Origin of the sequence: Collimonas sp. OK242 (genome assembly GCF_900107095.1) — a bacterium.
Lineage (GTDB): Bacteria > Pseudomonadota > Gammaproteobacteria > Burkholderiales > Burkholderiaceae_D > Collimonas.
Map to the genome: position 1 here is coordinate 313008 of NZ_FNOR01000001.1, position 17732 is coordinate 330739.

Below are 17732 nucleotides of genomic sequence, written 5' to 3' on the forward strand. Positions count from 1 at the left end.
AAAAAGCCCATTCAATGCAGGTTGAATGGGCTTTTTCACTGATTGCGCGCAATGAGCGTGAGCGGGAGCTCTTGCGAGCCTGGCCGATGCTATTTAGCGAGCAGCGGCTTTAATCCCGACCAGACGTTGTTCAATATCACCGGGTGTGCCTGGGCAACCGGGTGAATGCGATCCGCCTGAAACAACTCCGGTTTGTCGGCGACGCCGTCCAGCAGGAACGGAACCAGCGGCACCTTGGTTTGCTGCGCCAGCGTTGCATACAGCGAAAAGAATTTTTCGGTGTAGTCTCTGCCGTAGTTCGGTGGAATCCGCATGCCGACCAGCAGGACTTTTGCCTTGGCCTGTTGCGCAGCGCTGATCATCGCCCGCAGATTGCTTTCGGTTGCGCTCAATTGCAAGCCGCGCAAGGCGTCGTTAGCGCCGAGCTCGATGATGACGATATCTGGCCGCTGCTGCAGGAGCGCCGGCAAACGCGTCTTGCCGCCGCTGCTGGTTTCGCCGCTGATGCTGGCATTGGTGATGCTGCTGTCGAATTTTTCCGCCTGTAGGCGTTGCTGCAACAGGGCAACCCAGCCGCTGCCGCGTGCCAGCCCATACTCTGCCGAAAGACTATCGCCTAACACGAGTATCGATTTTGATGCAGAATAGGCATTGTTCGCCCATACTAGACCGAGCAGGCCAAACAACAAGGTCGCCAGCCGCAAGCTGCGAATGACTTTGCTACGCAAGCCGCCGATCAAATTCTGAAAACCTGTTCCCATTCCGGAGTCGATAATCTGCATGCATCAATCCTCTTCTGTTCATTCTGCAACGGTAATTTCCAAAGCCCCGGCCATCGACGTGCAACGTTTGACCAAACGTGTCTCTGACGCCAGCGGCGAGCTGCTGATCCTTGATGATATCAATTTTAACGTCCAGGGCGGCACCACGTTGGCAATTGTCGGCGCTTCCGGTTCCGGCAAGTCGACCTTGCTGGGCTTGCTGGCCGGGCTGGATACGCCTTCCTCCGGCACCGTGCATATCGACGGCAGTGATATTTTTGCTCTGGATGAAGATGGGCGGGCTGGTTTGCGTAAAGAGAAGCTCGGCTTCGTATTCCAGTCTTTCCAGCTGTTAAGCCATTTGAGCGCGTTGGAGAACGTCATGCTGCCGCTCGAACTGCGAGGCGACAAAGACGCCAGGGAGAAAGCGCAGGCCAAGCTGGAGCGGGTCGGCCTGGCGACACGCTTGCAACATTACCCCAAATATTTATCCGGCGGCGAGCAGCAGCGGGTCGCATTGGCCCGCGCGTTCGTGACCGAGCCGCCGTTATTGTTTGCCGACGAGCCTACCGGCAGCCTCGATGCCGCTACCGGCGATGCGGTGATTCAGCTGATGTTCGACCTGAACCAGGAACGCGGTTCAACCTTGGTTCTGGTGACGCACGATGCGTCGATTGCCATGCAGTGCCGCCAGACCATCACGATCGCCGCCGGCCGCCTGCTGCGGCCAGGCGATACCAGCGCCGCGGAGGCACAGATATTCCAGTAAGCCTGGCATGAGGGTTGACGTGAGGCGCCGCTGTTCCCGCGTTGCTCAGGGCAGCCGGCTTAATCATACATCGTGCAGTGCATAAGATAGGACGAAGAATATGGATCGCTTGCAGTCAATGCGGGTTTTTGCGAAGGTGGTCGAGCAGGGCAGTTTTGTCGCCGCGGCCAAGGTGCTGGATATGTCGAATGCGGTGGTGACGCGCCTGGTCGCCGATCTGGAAAACCACCTCGGGATCCGCTTGCTGCATCGGTCGACGCGCCGCATGGCCTTGACCGAGCCGGGCCAGGCCTACCTGGAGCGGGTGCGGCAGATTCTGGATGAAATCGACGAAGCGGAAGCCGCGGCCTCGGTGCTGTCGGGCCATCCGGCGGGGACGCTGCACATCTATTCTCAGATCGGCTTTGGCCAGACCCAGCTGGCGCGTTTGCTGCCTCTTTATTCCAAACAGTATCCCGATGTCCAGCTGGATGTGACGCTGTCGGATCGTACCGTCGATCTGATCGAAGAGGGCTTTGACGTCGGCGTTTTTTCGGTCAGCCAGAAATTCGACGCCAGCATGGTGGCGCGGCAGCTCGGCATTGCGGAGGTACTGTTATGCGCCTCGCCGGCCTATATTGCGGAACACGGCGTGCCGCAGACGCCGGAGGACCTGGCGCAGCATTCCTGCCTCAATTTCTCCCTGGAGCACTTGCGCCATCATTGGACTTTCCAGTCCGCCCAGGGCACCTCGGTTATTCCTATCACCAGCAAAGTGATGTCGAACAATACCGACCTGCTGCGGCACTGCCTGCTGGCCGGGATGGGAATCGCCATGCGCAGTTCTTATACGCTGGGCGACGACATGGTGGCGGGGCGCGTGGTGCGGGTGCTGGCGGACTATCAGATCAACAAGGTGGCGGTGCGCCTGGTGTATCCGAGCCGGCGGTTGCTGTCGGCCAAGGTGCGTAGTTTTGTCGACTTCATGATGGCGCAATTCCCGCATCCGGATTGCGATCCCTGGCTGGCATCGTGATAAATTGCGGGACAGAGTTTAATAGCCGCCGTAGCGCCGCCGATCAGACGCCGGTCAGGCGTCGCAATAAATTGCCTTCTTGCTGCCAGTGGCGGCGCTCCGGAGTGCTCTGAGCTTCGGCTTGCAGCTCTGCTGCGCTTTTTTCCATCTGCGCCTGCAGGATTCTTTCGGCCAGGCGCAAATCCATTTCTACCGGCGCCAGAAAAGCTACTACGTCACCGCGCTGTATCAGCAGGGTCGGGAAATTGTCGACGTCAAGGTCGCCGATGAGGTCGGCCTGGTCCTCTATGTCTATCCAGGTGAATTGCGCTTGCGGGTGGCGTTGCGCCAGCGCCGTGAAGTTCGCGAAATACTCCCGGCAACTGCCGCACCAGGCCGCGCACAGGCAAGCCACTACCCAGCCATCGTTGGATAGGGTGGCGGCAAGTTCTTGGTGGTTATCGTTGTTGAGAGTAAGGATCAGCATTCGCGGTATTTTACAGCGAGCGGGCGTAATTCTGCTTGAATACCCGCGGTTTGGGGGTTCTTGGGACGTTTGCGCTGCGTTTGTGTTGATTTAGCGCCGATTTGGCCTGTGCCAATCGCGCAGAGTGCAGCCGAAGCGGCGTCGGGCGCGGTAAAATACGGCCCATGCAGACCATTCTTGCCATCGAAACATCTACCGAACTGGCCTCCGCCGCCTTATTGCGCGACGGCCAGGTGATCACGCGCGAATCGGCGGGCGTCCAGACACACTCTCTTGCCATTCTCCCCATGGTGCAAAGCTTGCTTGCCGAGGCCGGCATCAGCCTGGCGCAATGCGATGCGCTGGCTTTCGGCGTTGGCCCTGGCTCGTTCACCGGCGTGCGCACCGCTTGCGGCATCGTGCAAGGGCTGGCATTCGGCGCCGATTTGCCGGTGTTGCCAGTGGTGACGCTGGCCGCCATGGCGCAAGCTTGCCGCGACCTCAACGGCGCCGGCGAAGTACTGGCGGTGCTGGATGCGCGCATGGGCGAGGTGTATTGGGCGCAATACCGTTTTGCCGCGAATCTCTGGCAGGTGGTCGTCGAGCCGACTTTATCGGCGCCGGTGCTAGTGTCGCCCTTGGCCGCAGAAAACGGTGCGCTGCAAGCTTGCGGTAATGGCCTGACGGCGTATGCGGAAGCGTTTGCGACGGCGCCTTTCGCAGCCGGCGGCTGGCCGGCGGTGATGCCGAATGCACGCCAGATCGCCCAGTTGGGCCGCGTTGCGCTGGCTCAGGGGCTGGGTCTAAGCGCGCTCGAAGCACAACCCTTGTATTTACGTAACAAGGTGGCGCTCACCATTGCCGAGCGCGCCGCCAAGGTGCATCCATGAGTGCGAACGTACGGTCAACGCTCGATTTGTTGCGGCCGCTGTCATTTGCCGCCATGCGCATCGAAGACCTGGATGAGGTGGTGGCGATCGAAAAGAGTGTGTATTCCCATCCCTGGACCCGTGGCAATTTTGTCGATTCTATCCAGAGCGGTTATCAGTGCTGGGTCTTGCGCGATGCCGCCCAGGTCATGCTGGGTTATTTTTTCGTGATGCAGGCGCTGGATGAAGCGCATCTGCTGAATATCAGCGTGCATGGCGACATGCATGGGCGCGGCATCGGCAAGATGCTGCTCGATAAAGTCTGCCTGCTGGCGCATCAGCAGAAGATGCAATCGATATTGCTGGAAGTGCGGCCCTCGAATACGCGCGCGATTGTTATCTATCAGCGCTATGGCTTTGTCGAGATCGGCCGGCGCCGGGACTATTATCCGGCGGCTGGCGACAAGCGCGAAGAAGCTATTGTGATGAGGCTGGCCTTATGAGCGAGCTGAGCAGGCGCGGCGTTTTCCTCGACGAGATCGGCCTCGGCCCGCTGTGGCTGCGGCGCGACGGCGGTTTGCCGGAGGCGGAACCGATCGATGCAGATGCAACGCCGCAGCAGGCGTTCGCGCCGGCAATTGAAATTCCTGTTGCAGAGTCGCCTGTCGAAGCTGAAGCAGTAGTCCAGGCGCAGAGCGTGCCGCTGAACAACGCCGCTGTTTCGGCCTGGGGCGACGACGATGCGCCAGTGACGTCGCCTGTAACGACCACCACGGTTTTACCCGCTGCCATGGATTGGCGGCAATTGCAAAAAGCCGTCGCCGGCTGCACTGCTTGCGGGCTTTGCCGTGGGCGCAAAAATACCGTGTTCGGTGTTGGCGACAACAAGGCAAAATGGCTGTTTATCGGCGAAGGCCCGGGACGCAACGAGGATATCCAGGGGGAGCCGTTCGTCGGTCCGGCCGGTAAATTGCTCGATAACATCCTGCTGGCGATGGGCTTGAAGCGCGGCGAAAATGCCTACATCGCCAATATCGTCAAATGCCGGCCAACCGACGGCACCGGCCGCGACCGTCCGCCTGCAGCTGATGAGGTGGCGGCTTGCCTGCCGTATCTGCAACGCCAGATAGAACTGATCCAGCCGACCATACTGGTTGCCTTGGGCAAGACTGCGGCCTTGTCTTTGCTCGGACTCGATCCGGCGACTCCTGTCTCGAAACTGCGCGGCACCGTGCATCGTTATGCCGATCGTCCTTTGGTGGTGACTTACCATCCGGCTTATCTGTTGCGCCAGCTGGCCGACAAAGGTAAAGTCTGGAGCGATTTGTGCCTGGCCATGAGTACCTATGCCAACGTCGATCGGTGATCTTGCCGCAGCGCATGCCGGTGCATGCCAGGAGCAGTTTCACCGGCGCTGGAATCACCTGTTTGATCCGCATGTGCGGGCGCTGGCCTGGTTGCTGGATGCGCCTGATTTGCTCGATCCCAAGGCTGCGCAGTGGCAAGGAAAGATCGCCAGCTACGCTGACGCCGATCTGGCCGCGTGGCTGACCGAGCTGGAGCAGATCCCGGAAAAGCTGCAGGCATTGCATCACTACATAGGCCGCCTGCCATCGAGCCGTCTGGGACTATATGCAGAAAAATTGCTGGCGTTCTACTTTGAACAACGGCAGATGCTGGTGGCGCACGGCGTGCAAGTCCGGGCCAGCAAGAACGACACCATAGGCGAATTCGATTTCTTGTTGCAGCTCAACGGCGGCCTGGTCCACTGGGAGTTCGCGACCAAGTTTTATTTGCTGGAAACCAGCGGCAAGAGTCTGCAGCCGGACGATTTTCTGGGGCCGAACCTGGCCGACTCGCTGGGCGCGAAAATGCAAAAGATTTTGCAGCGTCAACTGGTTTTATCGCAGCATCCTGCCGCCCAGATCCATCTGAGCGAGCCGGTCACCTCAGCGCAGGCCTTGATAAAAGGCTGGTTGTTTTATCCCGATGCGCATGTGCGTCTGCCCGCAGTGCTGGGCGTATCCGCCCACGCTTGCCGTGGCTATTGGTGCAGCCTGTCAGCCTTGCCGCTGGAGCCGTCAGCCATGTATCAGATATTGCCGCGCCAGCGCTGGCTGGCGCCGGCAAAAACAGCGCTTGAGCATGCACTCAGCGCGGCGGATGCGCGGTTGGCCCTGTCGGAGCATTTCGCCGGCGACGCTGCGCCGGTATTGCTGGCGACCTTACGCCCGGAAGGCGGCTACGGCCTGGAAACAGGCAGGGGTTTTGTGGTGCCGGACGACTGGGCGGGAAGAGCCGCAGCCCAGCGCCATCTGACTGTGGGTAAGGCGGGGTAGAGGTCTGATGCGGAGCGGGTGGATTTATTCGACCGTTCTAATGCCTGCTGAATGCTTGACTCAGTGTTTGACTTCACCAATCAAGGCCAGCGAATCGTGTTCGCGTTGATTCTCCGCATGCTTGCGCATGATGAGAAGCATGATGCCGGCGACAAACGAGCCAAACAGGAAGATCACGATATTCACGTCAAGATCCATTTTGATCATCAGCGCATACAGCACCAGCATGGTGAGTATCGACAGGTTTTCATTGAAATTTTGCACCGCGATCGAATGACCCGCGCTCATCAGCACGTGACCGCGATGTTGCAGGAGGGCATTCATCGGCACGACGAAATAGCCTGACAAAGCGCCAATAATGATCAGTAAGGGATAGGCCAGCCAGACCGAGTGCACCACCGTCATCGCCATCACGACCAGCCCCATCACAACTCCCATGGGCATCACTGTCAGCGATTTTTTCAAGGGAATCATGCGCGCTGCGACGCCCGCGCCGATGGCCACGCCAAATGCCACCACGCCTTGCAGTATGGCCGCTTTGTCGAGCGGCATGCCGAGCGATTTTTCAGCCCATTTCAGCACGATGAATTGCAACGTTGCGCCGGCGCCCCAGAACAGGGTGGTGACTGCCAGCGAGATCTGGCCCAGTTTGTCTTTCCACAGAATTGAACAGCAATTGGCAAAATCAACGATGAGCTTGCTGGGCCTGTGTTGCTGGTGCGGGTAGCGGGCGCCGGTGTCAGGGATATTCAGATTGAAAATCGTGGCGACGATATACAGGATGCCGATAACGGTGAGCGCTGCATGGGTGGGGGTATTCAGATTCAGGTTAAGAATCGGTATATGCCATTGCAGCAAGATTGCAGTGATATGGGGGCTGATCAAAGCGCCGCCCAGAACCGTGCCGAAGATGATCGAGGCCATGGTCAGGCCTTCAATCCAGCCGTTCGCCGCTACCAGCTTTTCCGGTGGCAGCAATTCGGTCAGGATGCCATATTTGGCGGGCGAATAAGCAGCCGCGCCGAAGCCGACTATGGCATAAGCGATCAATGGATGGACATCGAAGAACATCAACAGACAACCGAAGATCTTGAGCATGTTGGTGATGAGCATCACCCGGCCTTTCGGCAGAGAATCGGCGAAAGCGCCGACAAAAGCGGCCAACAGCACATAAGACAAGACAAAAAACAATTTCAGCAGCGGTGTCATCCAGTCCGGTGAGGACATTTCCGCCAGTACGGCGATTGCCGCTATGAACAGGGCGTTATCGGCCAGCGAAGAAAAAAACTGCGCCGCCATGATGGTGTAAAAACCGCGATTCATCCGCATCCCAGAATGTAACAATGTGTCCCCGGCCTGCTTTATACCATGAAAATATGACCGATTCGTGATTATGAGACATGCCAAAGACAAAACGTTCTGTGAAATTTCGATGGAATTATAGTGATTGCCAATTCATCACCGACGGCGCATCCGGTAAAATGGACGCTTCAACGCGCCTCGCAAATTCTGCCTATTCCCACCCATGCCAAGACCCCTAGTTGCCACCATAGATATTTCTGCGCTGCAGCACAATCTGCGTATTGCCAAATCGCACGCTCTCGACGCGAAGATCTGGGCAGTGGTCAAGGCCAATGCCTACGGCCACGGTTTGGAGCGCGGCATACGCGGTTTTGCGGAAGCGGACGGGCTGGCGTTGATTGAGCCGGAAAATGCGCTGCGTCTGCGCGAGCTGGGTTGGCAAAAGCCGATCCTGCTGCTGGAAGGCATCTTCGACGCCGCCGATCTGGAGACCGTGGTCCGGGCCCGGCTCGACTTTGCCATCCATTGCGTCGAACAGATCGTCTGGCTGGAGCAGGCCCGGTTGAGCGGGCCGCTCGACGTTCATCTGAAAATGAACAGCGGCATGAACCGGCTCGGTTTCAAGCCGGAAGCCTATCGCAGCGCCTACCAGCGTTTGCGGGCGATCCCGGCGGTACAAAAAATCACGTTGATGACGCATTTCGCGAATGCCGATGAGCCGTTGAATCCAGGTTTGCCGTTGCAGCAGCAGGTGCAGCGGTTCGAGCAAGGTATTTCAGGTCTCAGCGAAGAACGCAGCGTCGCCAATTCTGCCGCAGATCTGATGCATCCCGAGCTGAAATCGGATTGGGTACGGCCTGGCATCATGCTATATGGCGCCACCCCCGGCGGCGCCAGCGCCGAACAGTTCGGCCTGAAGCCGGCGATGACGCTCACCAGCAAGATTATCGGCATCCAGCGTATCGGCGCCGGCGAAGCGATTGGTTACGGGAGCCGTTTTGTCGCGGCCGCACCGATGGTCATAGGTGCAGTTGCTTGCGGTTATGCCGACGGCTATCCGCGCCACGCGCCGAACGGTACGCCAGTGCTGGTTGACGGTGTGCGTACTGTTACCGTGGGGCGGGTATCGATGGACATGTTGTCGGTCGACCTGACCAGCGTGCCGGGCGCAGCGGTCGGTAGCGCGGTGACCTTGTGGGGCAAGGGCTTGCCGATCGATGAGGTGGCGCATGCGGCCGGGACGATCGGATATGAATTGATGTGCGCCCTGGCTGCACGGGTTAAAGTGGTGGACTTGTAACAGTGCAGCAGTACGCCAGCGCAGCGCGCAGACCGACAGTAAGGGGCAGTAAGCCCGCCACTAATATGACTATGGAATCGAATGGCCAAAGCTAAAACCAATTACACCTGCACCGAATGCGGCGGCGTTGCCAACAAATGGACCGGCCAGTGCCCGTCGTGCGGGCAATGGAACACATTGGTGGAAACCATCGTGGAAGCAGTCGGCAACCGTTTTTCCAATCAGCACCAGGGCCTGGCGCAGACCGCGCCGGTGATGACCCTGGCCGATATCGAGGCCATCGACGTGCCGCGCTTCGGCACCGGTATCGAGGAATTCGACCGGGTGCTAGGCGGCGGACTGGTGGCCGGCGGGGTAGTGCTGATCGGCGGCGATCCGGGTATCGGCAAATCGACCTTGCTCTTGCAAGCGTTGGCAAACCTGTCGAAAATAAAGAGTGTGCTGTACGTCAGCGGCGAAGAATCCGGCGCGCAAATCGCCTTGCGCGCCAAGCGGCTGGCGGTGGACGCCAAGGATCTCAAGCTGCAGGCTGAAATCCAGCTGGAAAAAATTCTCAACACTTTGGCGGAGCATAAACCCGAAGTGGCGGTCATCGATTCGATCCAGACCGTTTATTCCGATGCCCTCAGCTCGGCTCCCGGCTCGGTGGCGCAGGTGCGTGAATGCGCGGCGCAGCTGACGCGGGTTGCCAAGCAATCGGGCATCACCATCATCATGGTCGGCCACGTGACCAAGGAAGGCGCGTTGGCAGGGCCGCGCGTGCTGGAGCATATTGTCGATACGGTATTGTACTTTGAAGGCGACACCCATTCCAGCTTCCGCCTGGTGCGGGCATTCAAGAATCGCTTCGGCGCGGTCAATGAGCTTGGCGTGTTTGCGATGACGGAAAAGGGCTTGAAGGGGGTCTCCAATCCGTCGGCGCTGTTCTTGTCGCAGCATGACAACCAGGTGCCGGGCTCCTGCGTGATGGTGACGCAGGAAGGCACGCGGCCGCTGCTGGTGGAAATCCAGGCGCTGGTCGATGCCTCGCACGTGCCGAATGCGCGCCGGCTGTCGGTCGGGCTGGAGCAGAATCGGCTGGCGATGCTGCTGGCGGTGTTGCATCGTCATGCCGGCATTGCGGCGTTTGACCAGGATGTGTTCATCAATGCGGTCGGCGGCGTCAAGATTACCGAGCCGGCCGCCGATATGGCGGTACTGCTGGCGATTAATTCGTCGATGCGCAACCGGCCGCTGCCGCGTGGCTTGGTGGTGTTCGGCGAGGTTGGCCTGGCGGGGGAAATCCGGCCGGCGCCGCGCGGCCAGGAACGTTTGCGCGAAGCCGCCAAGCTGGGCTTCTCGATTGCCATGATTCCCAAGGCGAATATGCCGAAACAAGAGATCGAAGGTTTGAAAGTGATTGGCGTCGAGCGCATCGATGACGCTTTGAGCAAGATACGCGACGCTGAGTAGTCAGCAATATTAGTCTGCGTCGCGTATCTTGCTCCAATACATTCGTGTAAATACAAGTAGATAAAGGTCATCAACATGAAAACCAAAGCAGCTATCGCATGGAAAGCCGGTCAGCCGTTGACGATCGAAGAAGTCGAACTGGGCGGCCCGCGCGCCGGTGAAGTGCTGGTCGAGATCAAGGCCAGCGGCATCTGCCATACCGATTACTACACGCTGTCCGGCGCCGATCCGGAAGGCATTTTCCCGGCTATCCTGGGCCATGAAGGCGCCGGTATCGTGGTGGATGTCGGCCCGGGCGTCAAAAGCCTGAAGAAAGACGATCACGTCATTCCGCTTTACACGCCGGAATGCCGCGAATGCAAATTCTGTTTGTCGCAAAAAACCAATCTGTGCCAGTCGATCCGTTCGACCCAGGGACGCGGCTTGATGCCGGACGCCACCAGCCGTTTTTCGCTCGACGGCAAGCCGATTTTCCATTACATGGGGACTTCGACTTTTTCCAACTACATCGTGGTGCCGGAAATCGCCCTGGCCAAGATCCGTGAAGACGCGCCGTTCGACAAGGTTTGTTATATCGGTTGCGGCGTCACGACCGGTGTCGGCGCGGTGCTGTTTACCGCCAAGGTGGAAGCGGGCGCCAATGTGGTGGTGTTCGGGCTGGGCGGCATCGGCTTGAACGTGATCCAGGCGGCGCGCATGGTCGGCGCCGACAAGATCATCGGGGTCGATATCAATCCGGCCCGTCAAGAGATGGCGCGCAAATTCGGCATGACGCATTTCATCAATCCCAAGGAAGTCGAGAGCGTGGTCGACGCCATCGTGCAACTGACCGATGGCGGCGCCGATTACAGCTTTGAATGCATCGGTAACGTCAACACCATGCGCCAGGCTTTGGAATGCTGCCATAAGGGCTGGGGACAATCGATCGTGATCGGCGTCGCCGCCGCCGGCCAGGAAATCAGCACCCGGCCGTTCCAGCTGGTGACTGGCCGCGTCTGGAAAGGCTCGGCGTTCGGCGGCGCCCGCGGCCGCACCGACGTTCCCAAGATCGTCGACTGGTATATGGACGGCAAGCTGAATATCGATGACTTGATTACCCATCGCCTGCCGCTGGAGCGCATCAATGAAGGTTTCGATTTGATGAAGAGCGGCGAATCGATACGTTCGGTGGTGATCTACTGATGGAACTGATCAGCGAACACGCCTGCTTCGGCGGTACGCAGGGGTTTTACCGGCATGCGTCGGCCGAGATCGGTTTGCCCATGCAGTTTTCCGTGTTCCAGCCGCCGCAAGCCAGATTGGCGCCGGTGCCGGTGTTGTTTTTCCTGGCCGGCCTGACCTGCACCGAAGAGACGTTCATGATCAAGGCCGGCGCCCAGCGTTACGCGGCGCAGCACGGCATCATGCTGGTGACGCCCGATACCAGTCCGCGCGATACCGGGATAGCCGGTGTCGACGCCAGCTGGGATTTCGGCAACGGCGCCGGTTTCTATCTGGATGCGACGCAAGCCCCGTGGGCCACGCATTTCCGGATGTACTCTTATATATTGCATGAGTTGCGGCACACCATCGTCCAGGAGTTTCCGGCGCAAGCCGGCAGCATCGGTATCTTCGGCCATTCGATGGGCGGCCATGGTGCGCTGGTGCTGGCCCTGCGCAACCCGGATGTGTTTCGCTCGGTGTCGGCGTTTGCGCCGATTGCGGCGCCGGGCAATTGTCCGTGGGGGCAAAAGGCGTTTAGCCATTATCTGGGAGCGGATCAGGCCAGCTGGCGCGATTATGATGCGACGCAGCTGATGTTGCGGCTGCAGCAGCCGTTTCCGCAGGAGATACTGATCGATCAGGGCTTGGGGGATAAATTCCTGGCCGAGCAATTATTGCCGGAGCAGTTTGAAGCGGCGTGCCTGCAGGCCGGGCAGAAACTGACGCTGCGCCGTCATGCAGCGTATGACCACGGTTATTATTTCATTTCGACCTTGATAGAAGACCATCTGGCTTTTCATCAACGGCTATTGACGGCAAGCCAGATGTCTTGAGTCAAAAAAACGCGCCTGATTATCGGCTATCGATGATCGGACCTATGACCCGTTCAGGGCTGCAGCGGCGCGGATGAGCGCCTTGAAGGCATCCTCGTCTATTTCATCGTCCTCATGGAAATCGATGGCGCGCCTGGTGTTGCCTTCAAGACTGGAGTTGAATAGTCCTGCAGGATCCTCGAGCGCAGCGCCCTTGGCAAAAGTCACCTTCACCACGCTCTTGTAGGTTTCTCCGGTGCAGATCATGCCATCGTGATACCAGACCGGAACGCCTCTCCACTTCCACTCTTCGACCACCTCCGGGGCAGCCTGTTTGATGAGAGCGCGGACCTGGGCGAGCATCTTGCCCCGCCAGTCGTCCAGCTCCTTGATCCTGGCGTCGATCAGCCGGGAAGGGGATACCTCATTGACCGTTGCGCTTTTTTTCATATTGTTTGCACCTCATTCGACGGTTTTTCTATCCTGCGAAGCTGCCAGAAGGCAGCAGTCGCCAATTATCCGCGCCAGCCCGGATGAGGCCGGCGCCCGTTTTTGTGCCGCCAGACTTCAGTCTGTCCGCGCCAATACCTGCTCCAGGGCCGCAAAGAACCGCGGCCAGCCGACCTTGGCGCCCTGATAGGCCTGTTGCTGATCCGGCCGGAAGCCCGACTGCTCCATGCGCAGGTGGGTCCCCGTGCTCGTAGGAGTGAGAGTCCAGGTAACGACGCTCTCGAGACCATAGGCCGCCCACGTGTAAGACAGCGTTTTGTCCGGCTCGATTGCCAGGACCTGGCAATCGACTGCGCCCCAGTCTGCGCGAAAATTGAAACGGTGGTCCGCGACCGGCTTGAAGTCGCTCTTCATCAGCCATTCCTCGATCAGGTGCGGCTGGGTGAGCGCGCGCCAGATTTTTTCCGACGGAAAAGGCAGCTCCCGTTCGACAACGACGGCAAGCGTTTCGGTTACAGTGTTGATCATTGGTCCATCCTTTTCAAAAGTGATTCGAGATGATCGAATCGTTCGTTCCAGAAGGCGCCATAGAGGTTCATCCAATCGTGTATGGGCGCCAAAGCTAACGGTTGGGCGCTGTAATGGGTCTCGCGTCCCTCGTGTCTGTCATTCACCAACCTCGCGTGCTTTAGAACGCGCAAGTGCTTGGACACTGCCGGCTGCGACACGCCGGCGTGATCAGTCAATGCGCGTACGGTCAGCTCCCCGTCACGGGCCAGGCGTTCAAAGATCGCCCGGCGTGTCGGGTCGGCAAGGGCCTTGAAAATGTCGTTCGCTACTGTTTGCATTCGGAAATCATAACCCGATGGTTATTGATCGTCAACTCCGATTTTGGTGCTGTGGTCGCGTAGCGGCTCAGCGCTCTTCATCTAAGTGCCGGATGCGACCGGAATCCGGCAGGAGGCGGAGATAATGCCTGGGTGGTGAGAAAACGGCGGAGAGTGGCAGTTGTGCCAAAGGAAACTAAATCACCCCCCTCGTGTTGTTGATACGAAGGGGGGACTTGCGTTCAGGCGGGGGTTTTAGTTTTATTCAGCGATTTTTTCAGCGCCACGCCGCCTGGAAGCCAGCCAGCCGCCGCCCAGCACCACCATAAAGCCAATCGCGTAGACGGCATAGCTCAGCCCGGGGAGGCTATCCCACAGTGGCTTTGCTACCGGTTCCGCGACGATCATGTGCATTGCGGTATACACCAGGATTGCCGCGCCGATAAAGATCGTGGCTGGAAAACGCTCGATCAGCTTGAGCGCCAGGGTCGAGCCCCACACCATGATCGGCACCGAAATCAGCAAACCGATAATCACCAGGGCCATGCTGCCTTTGGCGGCGCCGGCCACGCCCAGGACATTGTCGATGCCCATGACGGTATCGGCGATGATGATGGTTTTCAGCGCGGCGGCCATGGTGGTGGCTTGCACCCCATGCGTTTCGCCGTCGTCCGACTGCGTCAGCAAGCGGTAGGCGATCCAGAGCAGGGCGATGCCGCCAACCAGCAGCAAACCGGGTATTTGCAGCAGCCACACGACGCCGATAGTCATCAGCGCCCGGGCTACGACTGCGCCCGCGGTGCCCCAGATAATGGCTTTGCGGCGCAGATGGTCGGGCAGGCTGCGGGCCGCCATCGCAATCACGATGGCGTTGTCGCCCGCCAGTACCAGGTCGATGACGACGATAGCCAGCAGCGAGGCAAGGAAGGCGCCGGCGTTCCAGTCGGCCATGCCTAGCATTGAGAGTAAACCAGAAAAATCCATAAAGTCTCCAACAGGGTTAGCAAATAACCTCATGCATGGATAACGACAGGAGCGGTGAGGAGCTAATTTTGAAAAATTAGACGACACATTGCCTGCATGGAATCCATGCCGACAAAGGTCTTGCTCAACAGCGTTGCTGCCAAGGTAACCGGGCGCAGGCGTGGTGCCTGTTCCGTGATGACGACTACCTTGCAGAACATCGGACAGCGGCTGATATGCCGGACCAATGTTCAGGAGCTACTCCCCTTTGAGAGGGTGCTGCAGGCAGAATGCCGTGCAACTGGGCGCTATTGTACATCAGCAAGGAAAAAATGGGAGCGTGCCTTGGAAGCCCGGTTTAACCGTGGCGCCAGTATTCGGGCTGGGCATAGGCGCGCCGCAGGAAATCGACAAATACCCTGATCCGCAACGGCAGATGGCGCCGCTGCGCGAAAACTGCGTAGATATCGTTGCCCGGCGCGGCAAAGTCGTCCAGCACCGAGACCAGCTTGCCGGATTCAATCTCGCTGCCGACTTCCCACATCGAGCGCCACGCCAGTCCCTTGCCGGCCAGCGCCCAGTCATGCAGGACCTGGCCGTCGTTGCAGACCATGTTGCCGGCTACCTTGACGGTGACGGTCTTGCCGTTTTGCCGGAAACTCCAGCCGCGCTGGCTGCCTTCGCTACTGATCGCAAGGCAATTATGCTTTTGCAGGTCGTCGACAGTGCGCGGTTGGCCGTGACGTTTGATATAGGCCGGCGAGGCCACCACGATCCGCTTGTTATCCGCCAGCTTGGCGCCGATCAGCGACGAGTCCGACAGCGATGCGATACGGATCGCGACGTCTATCCCTTCGCCGATCAGGTCGACCACGCGGTCGTTCAGGTTCAGGGTGAGGGTGACGTCGCGATGTTCGGTAAGAAAGGACGGCATCAGCGGCGCCACGTGCTGCCGCCCGAAGCCGGCCGGCGCCGAAATCAGCAGATGGCCGCTGGCGTGGGCGCTGCGCTCGGAGACCGCCGATTCGGCATTTTCCAGGTCGGACAAGATGCGCTGGCAATCCTCCAGGAAGGCTTCGCCTTCGTTGGTCAGTGCGATTTTGCGTGTGGTGCGTTGCAAAAGTTTCACACCGAGGCGTTCCTCTAATGCGTCCAGTCGCCGCCCTATCATGGCGGGAGCGATCCCTTCGGCGCGTGCCGCTGCGGACAGGCTGCCTTTGGCCGCTACCTCGACAAAGGTGGAAATCTGCTTGAATTGATCCATATCGCCGCAGCTTTGAGTTTATTGGAAGTCAGTGCCGTGCAGTGCTGTGATAAGCTCACTTGTGACTAAAACGCATAGATCAAATGATAAATCGTTCGACCTATGATGATTTAGTTTAAATATACTATATAGCGTAAAAATTAGATAATGCCATTCAGGTTTTAGCATACCGGACATGGCCAAAAACAGAATTTGGCGGCGCACAATAGATGTGCTGCAGACGACACTGATCCTTATTAGAACAAACAGGAGTAAAGCATGACTCAACTGACACTGCCCGCAGGAATGGAAATCAAGGGCGCGATTGAACCCGGATACGCGGAAATTCTGACACCTGATGCGCTGGCCCTGGTAGCCAAGCTGAGCCGCGCTTTCGAAGCGCGTCGTCAGGAATTGCTGGCAGTGCGCGTAGAGCGCGCCAAACGCCTGGACGCCGGCGAGCGCCCGGATTTCCTGCCTGAAACCGCGCATATCCGCAATGGCGACTGGAAGATCGCGCCGATCCCGGCCGCGCTGGAATGCCGCCGCGTCGAAATTACCGGTCCGGTCGAGCGCAAGATGGTGATCAACGCCTTCAATTCCGGCGCCGACAGCTACATGACCGACTTCGAAGATTCGAATTCGCCAGTCTGGGATAACCAGATCACCGGCCAGATCAACCTGCGCGACGCGATTCGCAAGACCATTTCGCTGGAACAGAACGGCAAATCCTACAAGCTGAACGACAAGGTGGCAACCCTGGTGGTCCGCCCGCGCGGCTGGCACCTCGATGAAAAGCACGTGCTGGTCGACGGCAAGCGTGTCTCCGGCGGCATTTTCGATTTCGCCCTGTTCATGTTCCACAACGCCAAGGAACAGCTGGCGCGCGGCGCCGGTCCTTATTTCTACTTGCCGAAGATGGAGTCTCACCTGGAAGCGCGGCTGTGGAACGACATCTTCGTGATGACCCAGAACGAACTCGGCCTGCCGCAAGGTACGATCAAGGCCACCGTCCTGATCGAAACCATCCTGGCCGCTTTCGAAATGGATGAAATCCTGTACGAACTGCGCGAACACAGCTCCGGCCTCAACGCCGGCCGCTGGGATTACATTTTCTCTTGCATCAAGAAGTTCAAGCTGGACAAGGATTTCTGCCTGGCCGACCGCGCCAAGGTAACCATGACAGCGCCATTCATGCGCTCCTACGCATTGCTGTTGCTGAAGACCTGCCACAAACGCAATGCGCCGGCCATCGGCGGCATGGCTGCGCTGATCCCGATCAAGAACGATCCGGAAAAGAATGACGTCGCCATGGGCGGCGTGCGTGTCGACAAAGCACGCGATGCGACCGACGGCTACGATGGCGGCTGGGTTGCCCATCCGGGCCTGGTCGAGCTGGCGATGACCGAATTCAAGAAGGTGCTGGGCGACAAGCCGAACCAGATCAGCAAGCAGCGTGAGGACGTCAACGTCAGCGCCGCCGATCTGCTCGATTTCAAGCCGGAAGCGCCGATCACCGAAGCCGGCCTGCGTTACAACATCAACGTCGGCATCCATTACCTGGGCGCCTGGCTGGCCGGCAACGGTTGCGTGCCGATTCATAACCTGATGGAAGATGCCGCTACCGCGGAGATCAGCCGCGCGCAAGTGTGGCAATGGATCCGTTCGAGCAAGGGCGTGCTGGAAGATGGCAAGAAGGTGACTGCCGAGATGGTCGTCGCGATGATTCCTGAGGAACTGGTCAAGGTCAAGGCGCTGGTCGGCAATGGCGCTACCTATGACCGCGCTGCGAAGATCTTTGAAGAAATGTCGACTTCGGCTTCGTTTGCTGAATTCCTGACATTGCCGTTGTACGAAGAAATTTAAATTGAGGGTTGCGGCTTGTTGGGCCGCATGCAGGACAAAAAACCGATCGAGAGATCGGTTTTTTTATGGCGATTAGCGGCGGGGCCGGAGTGGCCCGTAAATAAGCAAGGTCAATG

At 58.8% G+C, this 17732-nt stretch carries 19 protein-coding genes; 11 read left to right on the forward strand and 8 right to left on the reverse strand.

Annotated features, from left to right (window positions below):
- Nucleotides 1-89 precede the first annotated feature (89 nt).
- Nucleotides 90-782, reverse strand: a complete 693-nt coding sequence (locus tag BLV81_RS01440; RefSeq protein WP_092351645.1) for an arylesterase — start codon at nt 780-782, stop codon at nt 90-92.
- On the opposite strand from BLV81_RS01440, the gene BLV81_RS01445 reads away from it, so the two are divergent.
- Together BLV81_RS01445 and BLV81_RS01450 are read left to right on the forward strand one after the other, a co-directional pair.
- Entirely contained in the window at nt 781-1530 is a 750-nt protein-coding gene (locus tag BLV81_RS01445) for an ABC transporter ATP-binding protein (RefSeq protein ID WP_092351647.1), read from the forward strand. The genes BLV81_RS01440 and BLV81_RS01445 overlap by 2 nt on opposite strands.
- A gap of 100 nt (nt 1531-1630) precedes the next feature.
- On the forward strand, nt 1631-2545 hold the full coding sequence (locus BLV81_RS01450; RefSeq protein WP_092351649.1) for a LysR family transcriptional regulator: 915 nt from the start codon (nt 1631-1633) through the stop codon (nt 2543-2545).
- A 43-nt stretch (nt 2546-2588) separates the two neighbouring features.
- On the opposite strand, the gene BLV81_RS01455 is transcribed toward BLV81_RS01450, so the two are convergent.
- Nucleotides 2589-3011 (reverse strand): thioredoxin family protein, encoded by a 423-nt coding sequence (locus tag BLV81_RS01455; protein WP_092351651.1) that lies wholly within the window; start codon nt 3009-3011, stop codon nt 2589-2591.
- Between the two features lie 164 nt (nt 3012-3175).
- Between BLV81_RS01455 and tsaB the strand changes: the two genes are divergently transcribed.
- From tsaB to BLV81_RS01475, 4 genes are read left to right on the forward strand one after another with little or no spacing between them, the layout of a single operon-like run.
- A complete protein-coding gene (gene tsaB / locus BLV81_RS01460; protein WP_092351653.1) occupies nt 3176-3880 on the forward strand; it encodes a tRNA (adenosine(37)-N6)-threonylcarbamoyltransferase complex dimerization subunit type 1 TsaB in 705 nt (234 codons plus the stop codon).
- Nucleotides 3877-4362 carry a ribosomal protein S18-alanine N-acetyltransferase gene (gene rimI, locus BLV81_RS01465; protein WP_092351655.1) on the forward strand — a complete coding sequence of 162 codons (486 nt, stop codon included), beginning with the start codon at nt 3877-3879 and terminating at the stop codon, nt 4360-4362. The genes tsaB and rimI overlap by 4 nt, the downstream gene beginning before the upstream one ends.
- The gene (locus BLV81_RS01470; protein ID WP_092351657.1) at nt 4359-5225 is read left to right on the forward strand and encodes a uracil-DNA glycosylase; all 867 of its coding nucleotides are present in this window, start codon (nt 4359-4361) and stop codon (nt 5223-5225) included. The genes rimI and BLV81_RS01470 overlap by 4 nt, the downstream gene beginning before the upstream one ends.
- The gene (locus tag BLV81_RS01475; protein ID WP_092351659.1) at nt 5206-6198 is read left to right on the forward strand and encodes a DUF1853 family protein; all 993 of its coding nucleotides are present in this window, start codon (nt 5206-5208) and stop codon (nt 6196-6198) included. Before BLV81_RS01470 ends, BLV81_RS01475 begins: the two co-directional genes overlap by 20 nt.
- Before the next feature lie 60 nt (nt 6199-6258).
- On the opposite strand, the gene lplT is transcribed toward BLV81_RS01475, so the two are convergent.
- On the reverse strand, nt 6259-7521 hold the full coding sequence (gene lplT, locus BLV81_RS01480) for a lysophospholipid transporter LplT (RefSeq protein ID WP_092351660.1): 1263 nt from the start codon (nt 7519-7521) through the stop codon (nt 6259-6261).
- A 202-nt stretch (nt 7522-7723) separates the two neighbouring features.
- On the opposite strand from lplT, the gene alr reads away from it, so the two are divergent.
- The 4 genes from alr (at nt 7724) to fghA (ending at nt 12288) form a co-directional block, all read left to right on the forward strand.
- Nucleotides 7724-8800 (forward strand): alanine racemase, encoded by a 1077-nt coding sequence (gene alr / locus BLV81_RS01485; RefSeq protein ID WP_092351661.1) that lies wholly within the window; start codon nt 7724-7726, stop codon nt 8798-8800.
- A gap of 81 nt (nt 8801-8881) precedes the next feature.
- Nucleotides 8882-10252 carry a DNA repair protein RadA gene (radA, locus tag BLV81_RS01490; protein ID WP_092351662.1) on the forward strand — a complete coding sequence of 457 codons (1371 nt, stop codon included), beginning with the start codon at nt 8882-8884 and terminating at the stop codon, nt 10250-10252.
- Nucleotides 10253-10327: 75 nt separating this feature from the next.
- A complete protein-coding gene (locus BLV81_RS01495; protein ID WP_092351664.1) occupies nt 10328-11434 on the forward strand; it encodes an S-(hydroxymethyl)glutathione dehydrogenase/class III alcohol dehydrogenase in 1107 nt (368 codons plus the stop codon).
- Complete coding sequence (fghA, locus tag BLV81_RS01500) at nt 11431-12288, forward strand: S-formylglutathione hydrolase (RefSeq protein ID WP_092351666.1); 858 nt, start codon at nt 11431-11433, stop codon at nt 12286-12288. Before BLV81_RS01495 ends, fghA begins: the two co-directional genes overlap by 4 nt.
- 42 nt (nt 12289-12330) lie before the next feature.
- Here fghA and BLV81_RS01505 read toward each other — a convergent pair whose 3' ends face one another.
- The 5 genes from BLV81_RS01505 to BLV81_RS01525 form a co-directional block, all read right to left on the reverse strand.
- Nucleotides 12331-12717 (reverse strand): DUF1801 domain-containing protein, encoded by a 387-nt coding sequence (locus BLV81_RS01505; protein WP_092351668.1) that lies wholly within the window; start codon nt 12715-12717, stop codon nt 12331-12333.
- A gap of 117 nt (nt 12718-12834) precedes the next feature.
- Nucleotides 12835-13245 (reverse strand): SRPBCC family protein, encoded by a 411-nt coding sequence (locus BLV81_RS01510; protein ID WP_092351670.1) that lies wholly within the window; start codon nt 13243-13245, stop codon nt 12835-12837.
- Nucleotides 13242-13565 (reverse strand): ArsR/SmtB family transcription factor, encoded by a 324-nt coding sequence (locus BLV81_RS01515; RefSeq protein WP_092351672.1) that lies wholly within the window; start codon nt 13563-13565, stop codon nt 13242-13244. Before BLV81_RS01515 ends, BLV81_RS01510 begins: the two co-directional genes overlap by 4 nt.
- A 240-nt stretch (nt 13566-13805) precedes the next feature.
- Nucleotides 13806-14528 carry a TerC family protein gene (locus tag BLV81_RS01520; RefSeq protein WP_369823779.1) on the reverse strand — a complete coding sequence of 241 codons (723 nt, stop codon included), beginning with the start codon at nt 14526-14528 and terminating at the stop codon, nt 13806-13808.
- 337 nt (nt 14529-14865) lie between these two features.
- Nucleotides 14866-15771, reverse strand: coding sequence for a LysR family transcriptional regulator (locus tag BLV81_RS01525; protein ID WP_092351675.1), 906 nt, complete (start codon nt 15769-15771; stop codon nt 14866-14868).
- 258 nt (nt 15772-16029) lie between these two features.
- Between BLV81_RS01525 and aceB the strand changes: the two genes are divergently transcribed.
- Complete coding sequence (gene aceB / locus BLV81_RS01530; RefSeq protein ID WP_092351677.1) at nt 16030-17616, forward strand: malate synthase A; 1587 nt, start codon at nt 16030-16032, stop codon at nt 17614-17616.
- Nucleotides 17617-17732: the final 116 nt, after the last annotated feature.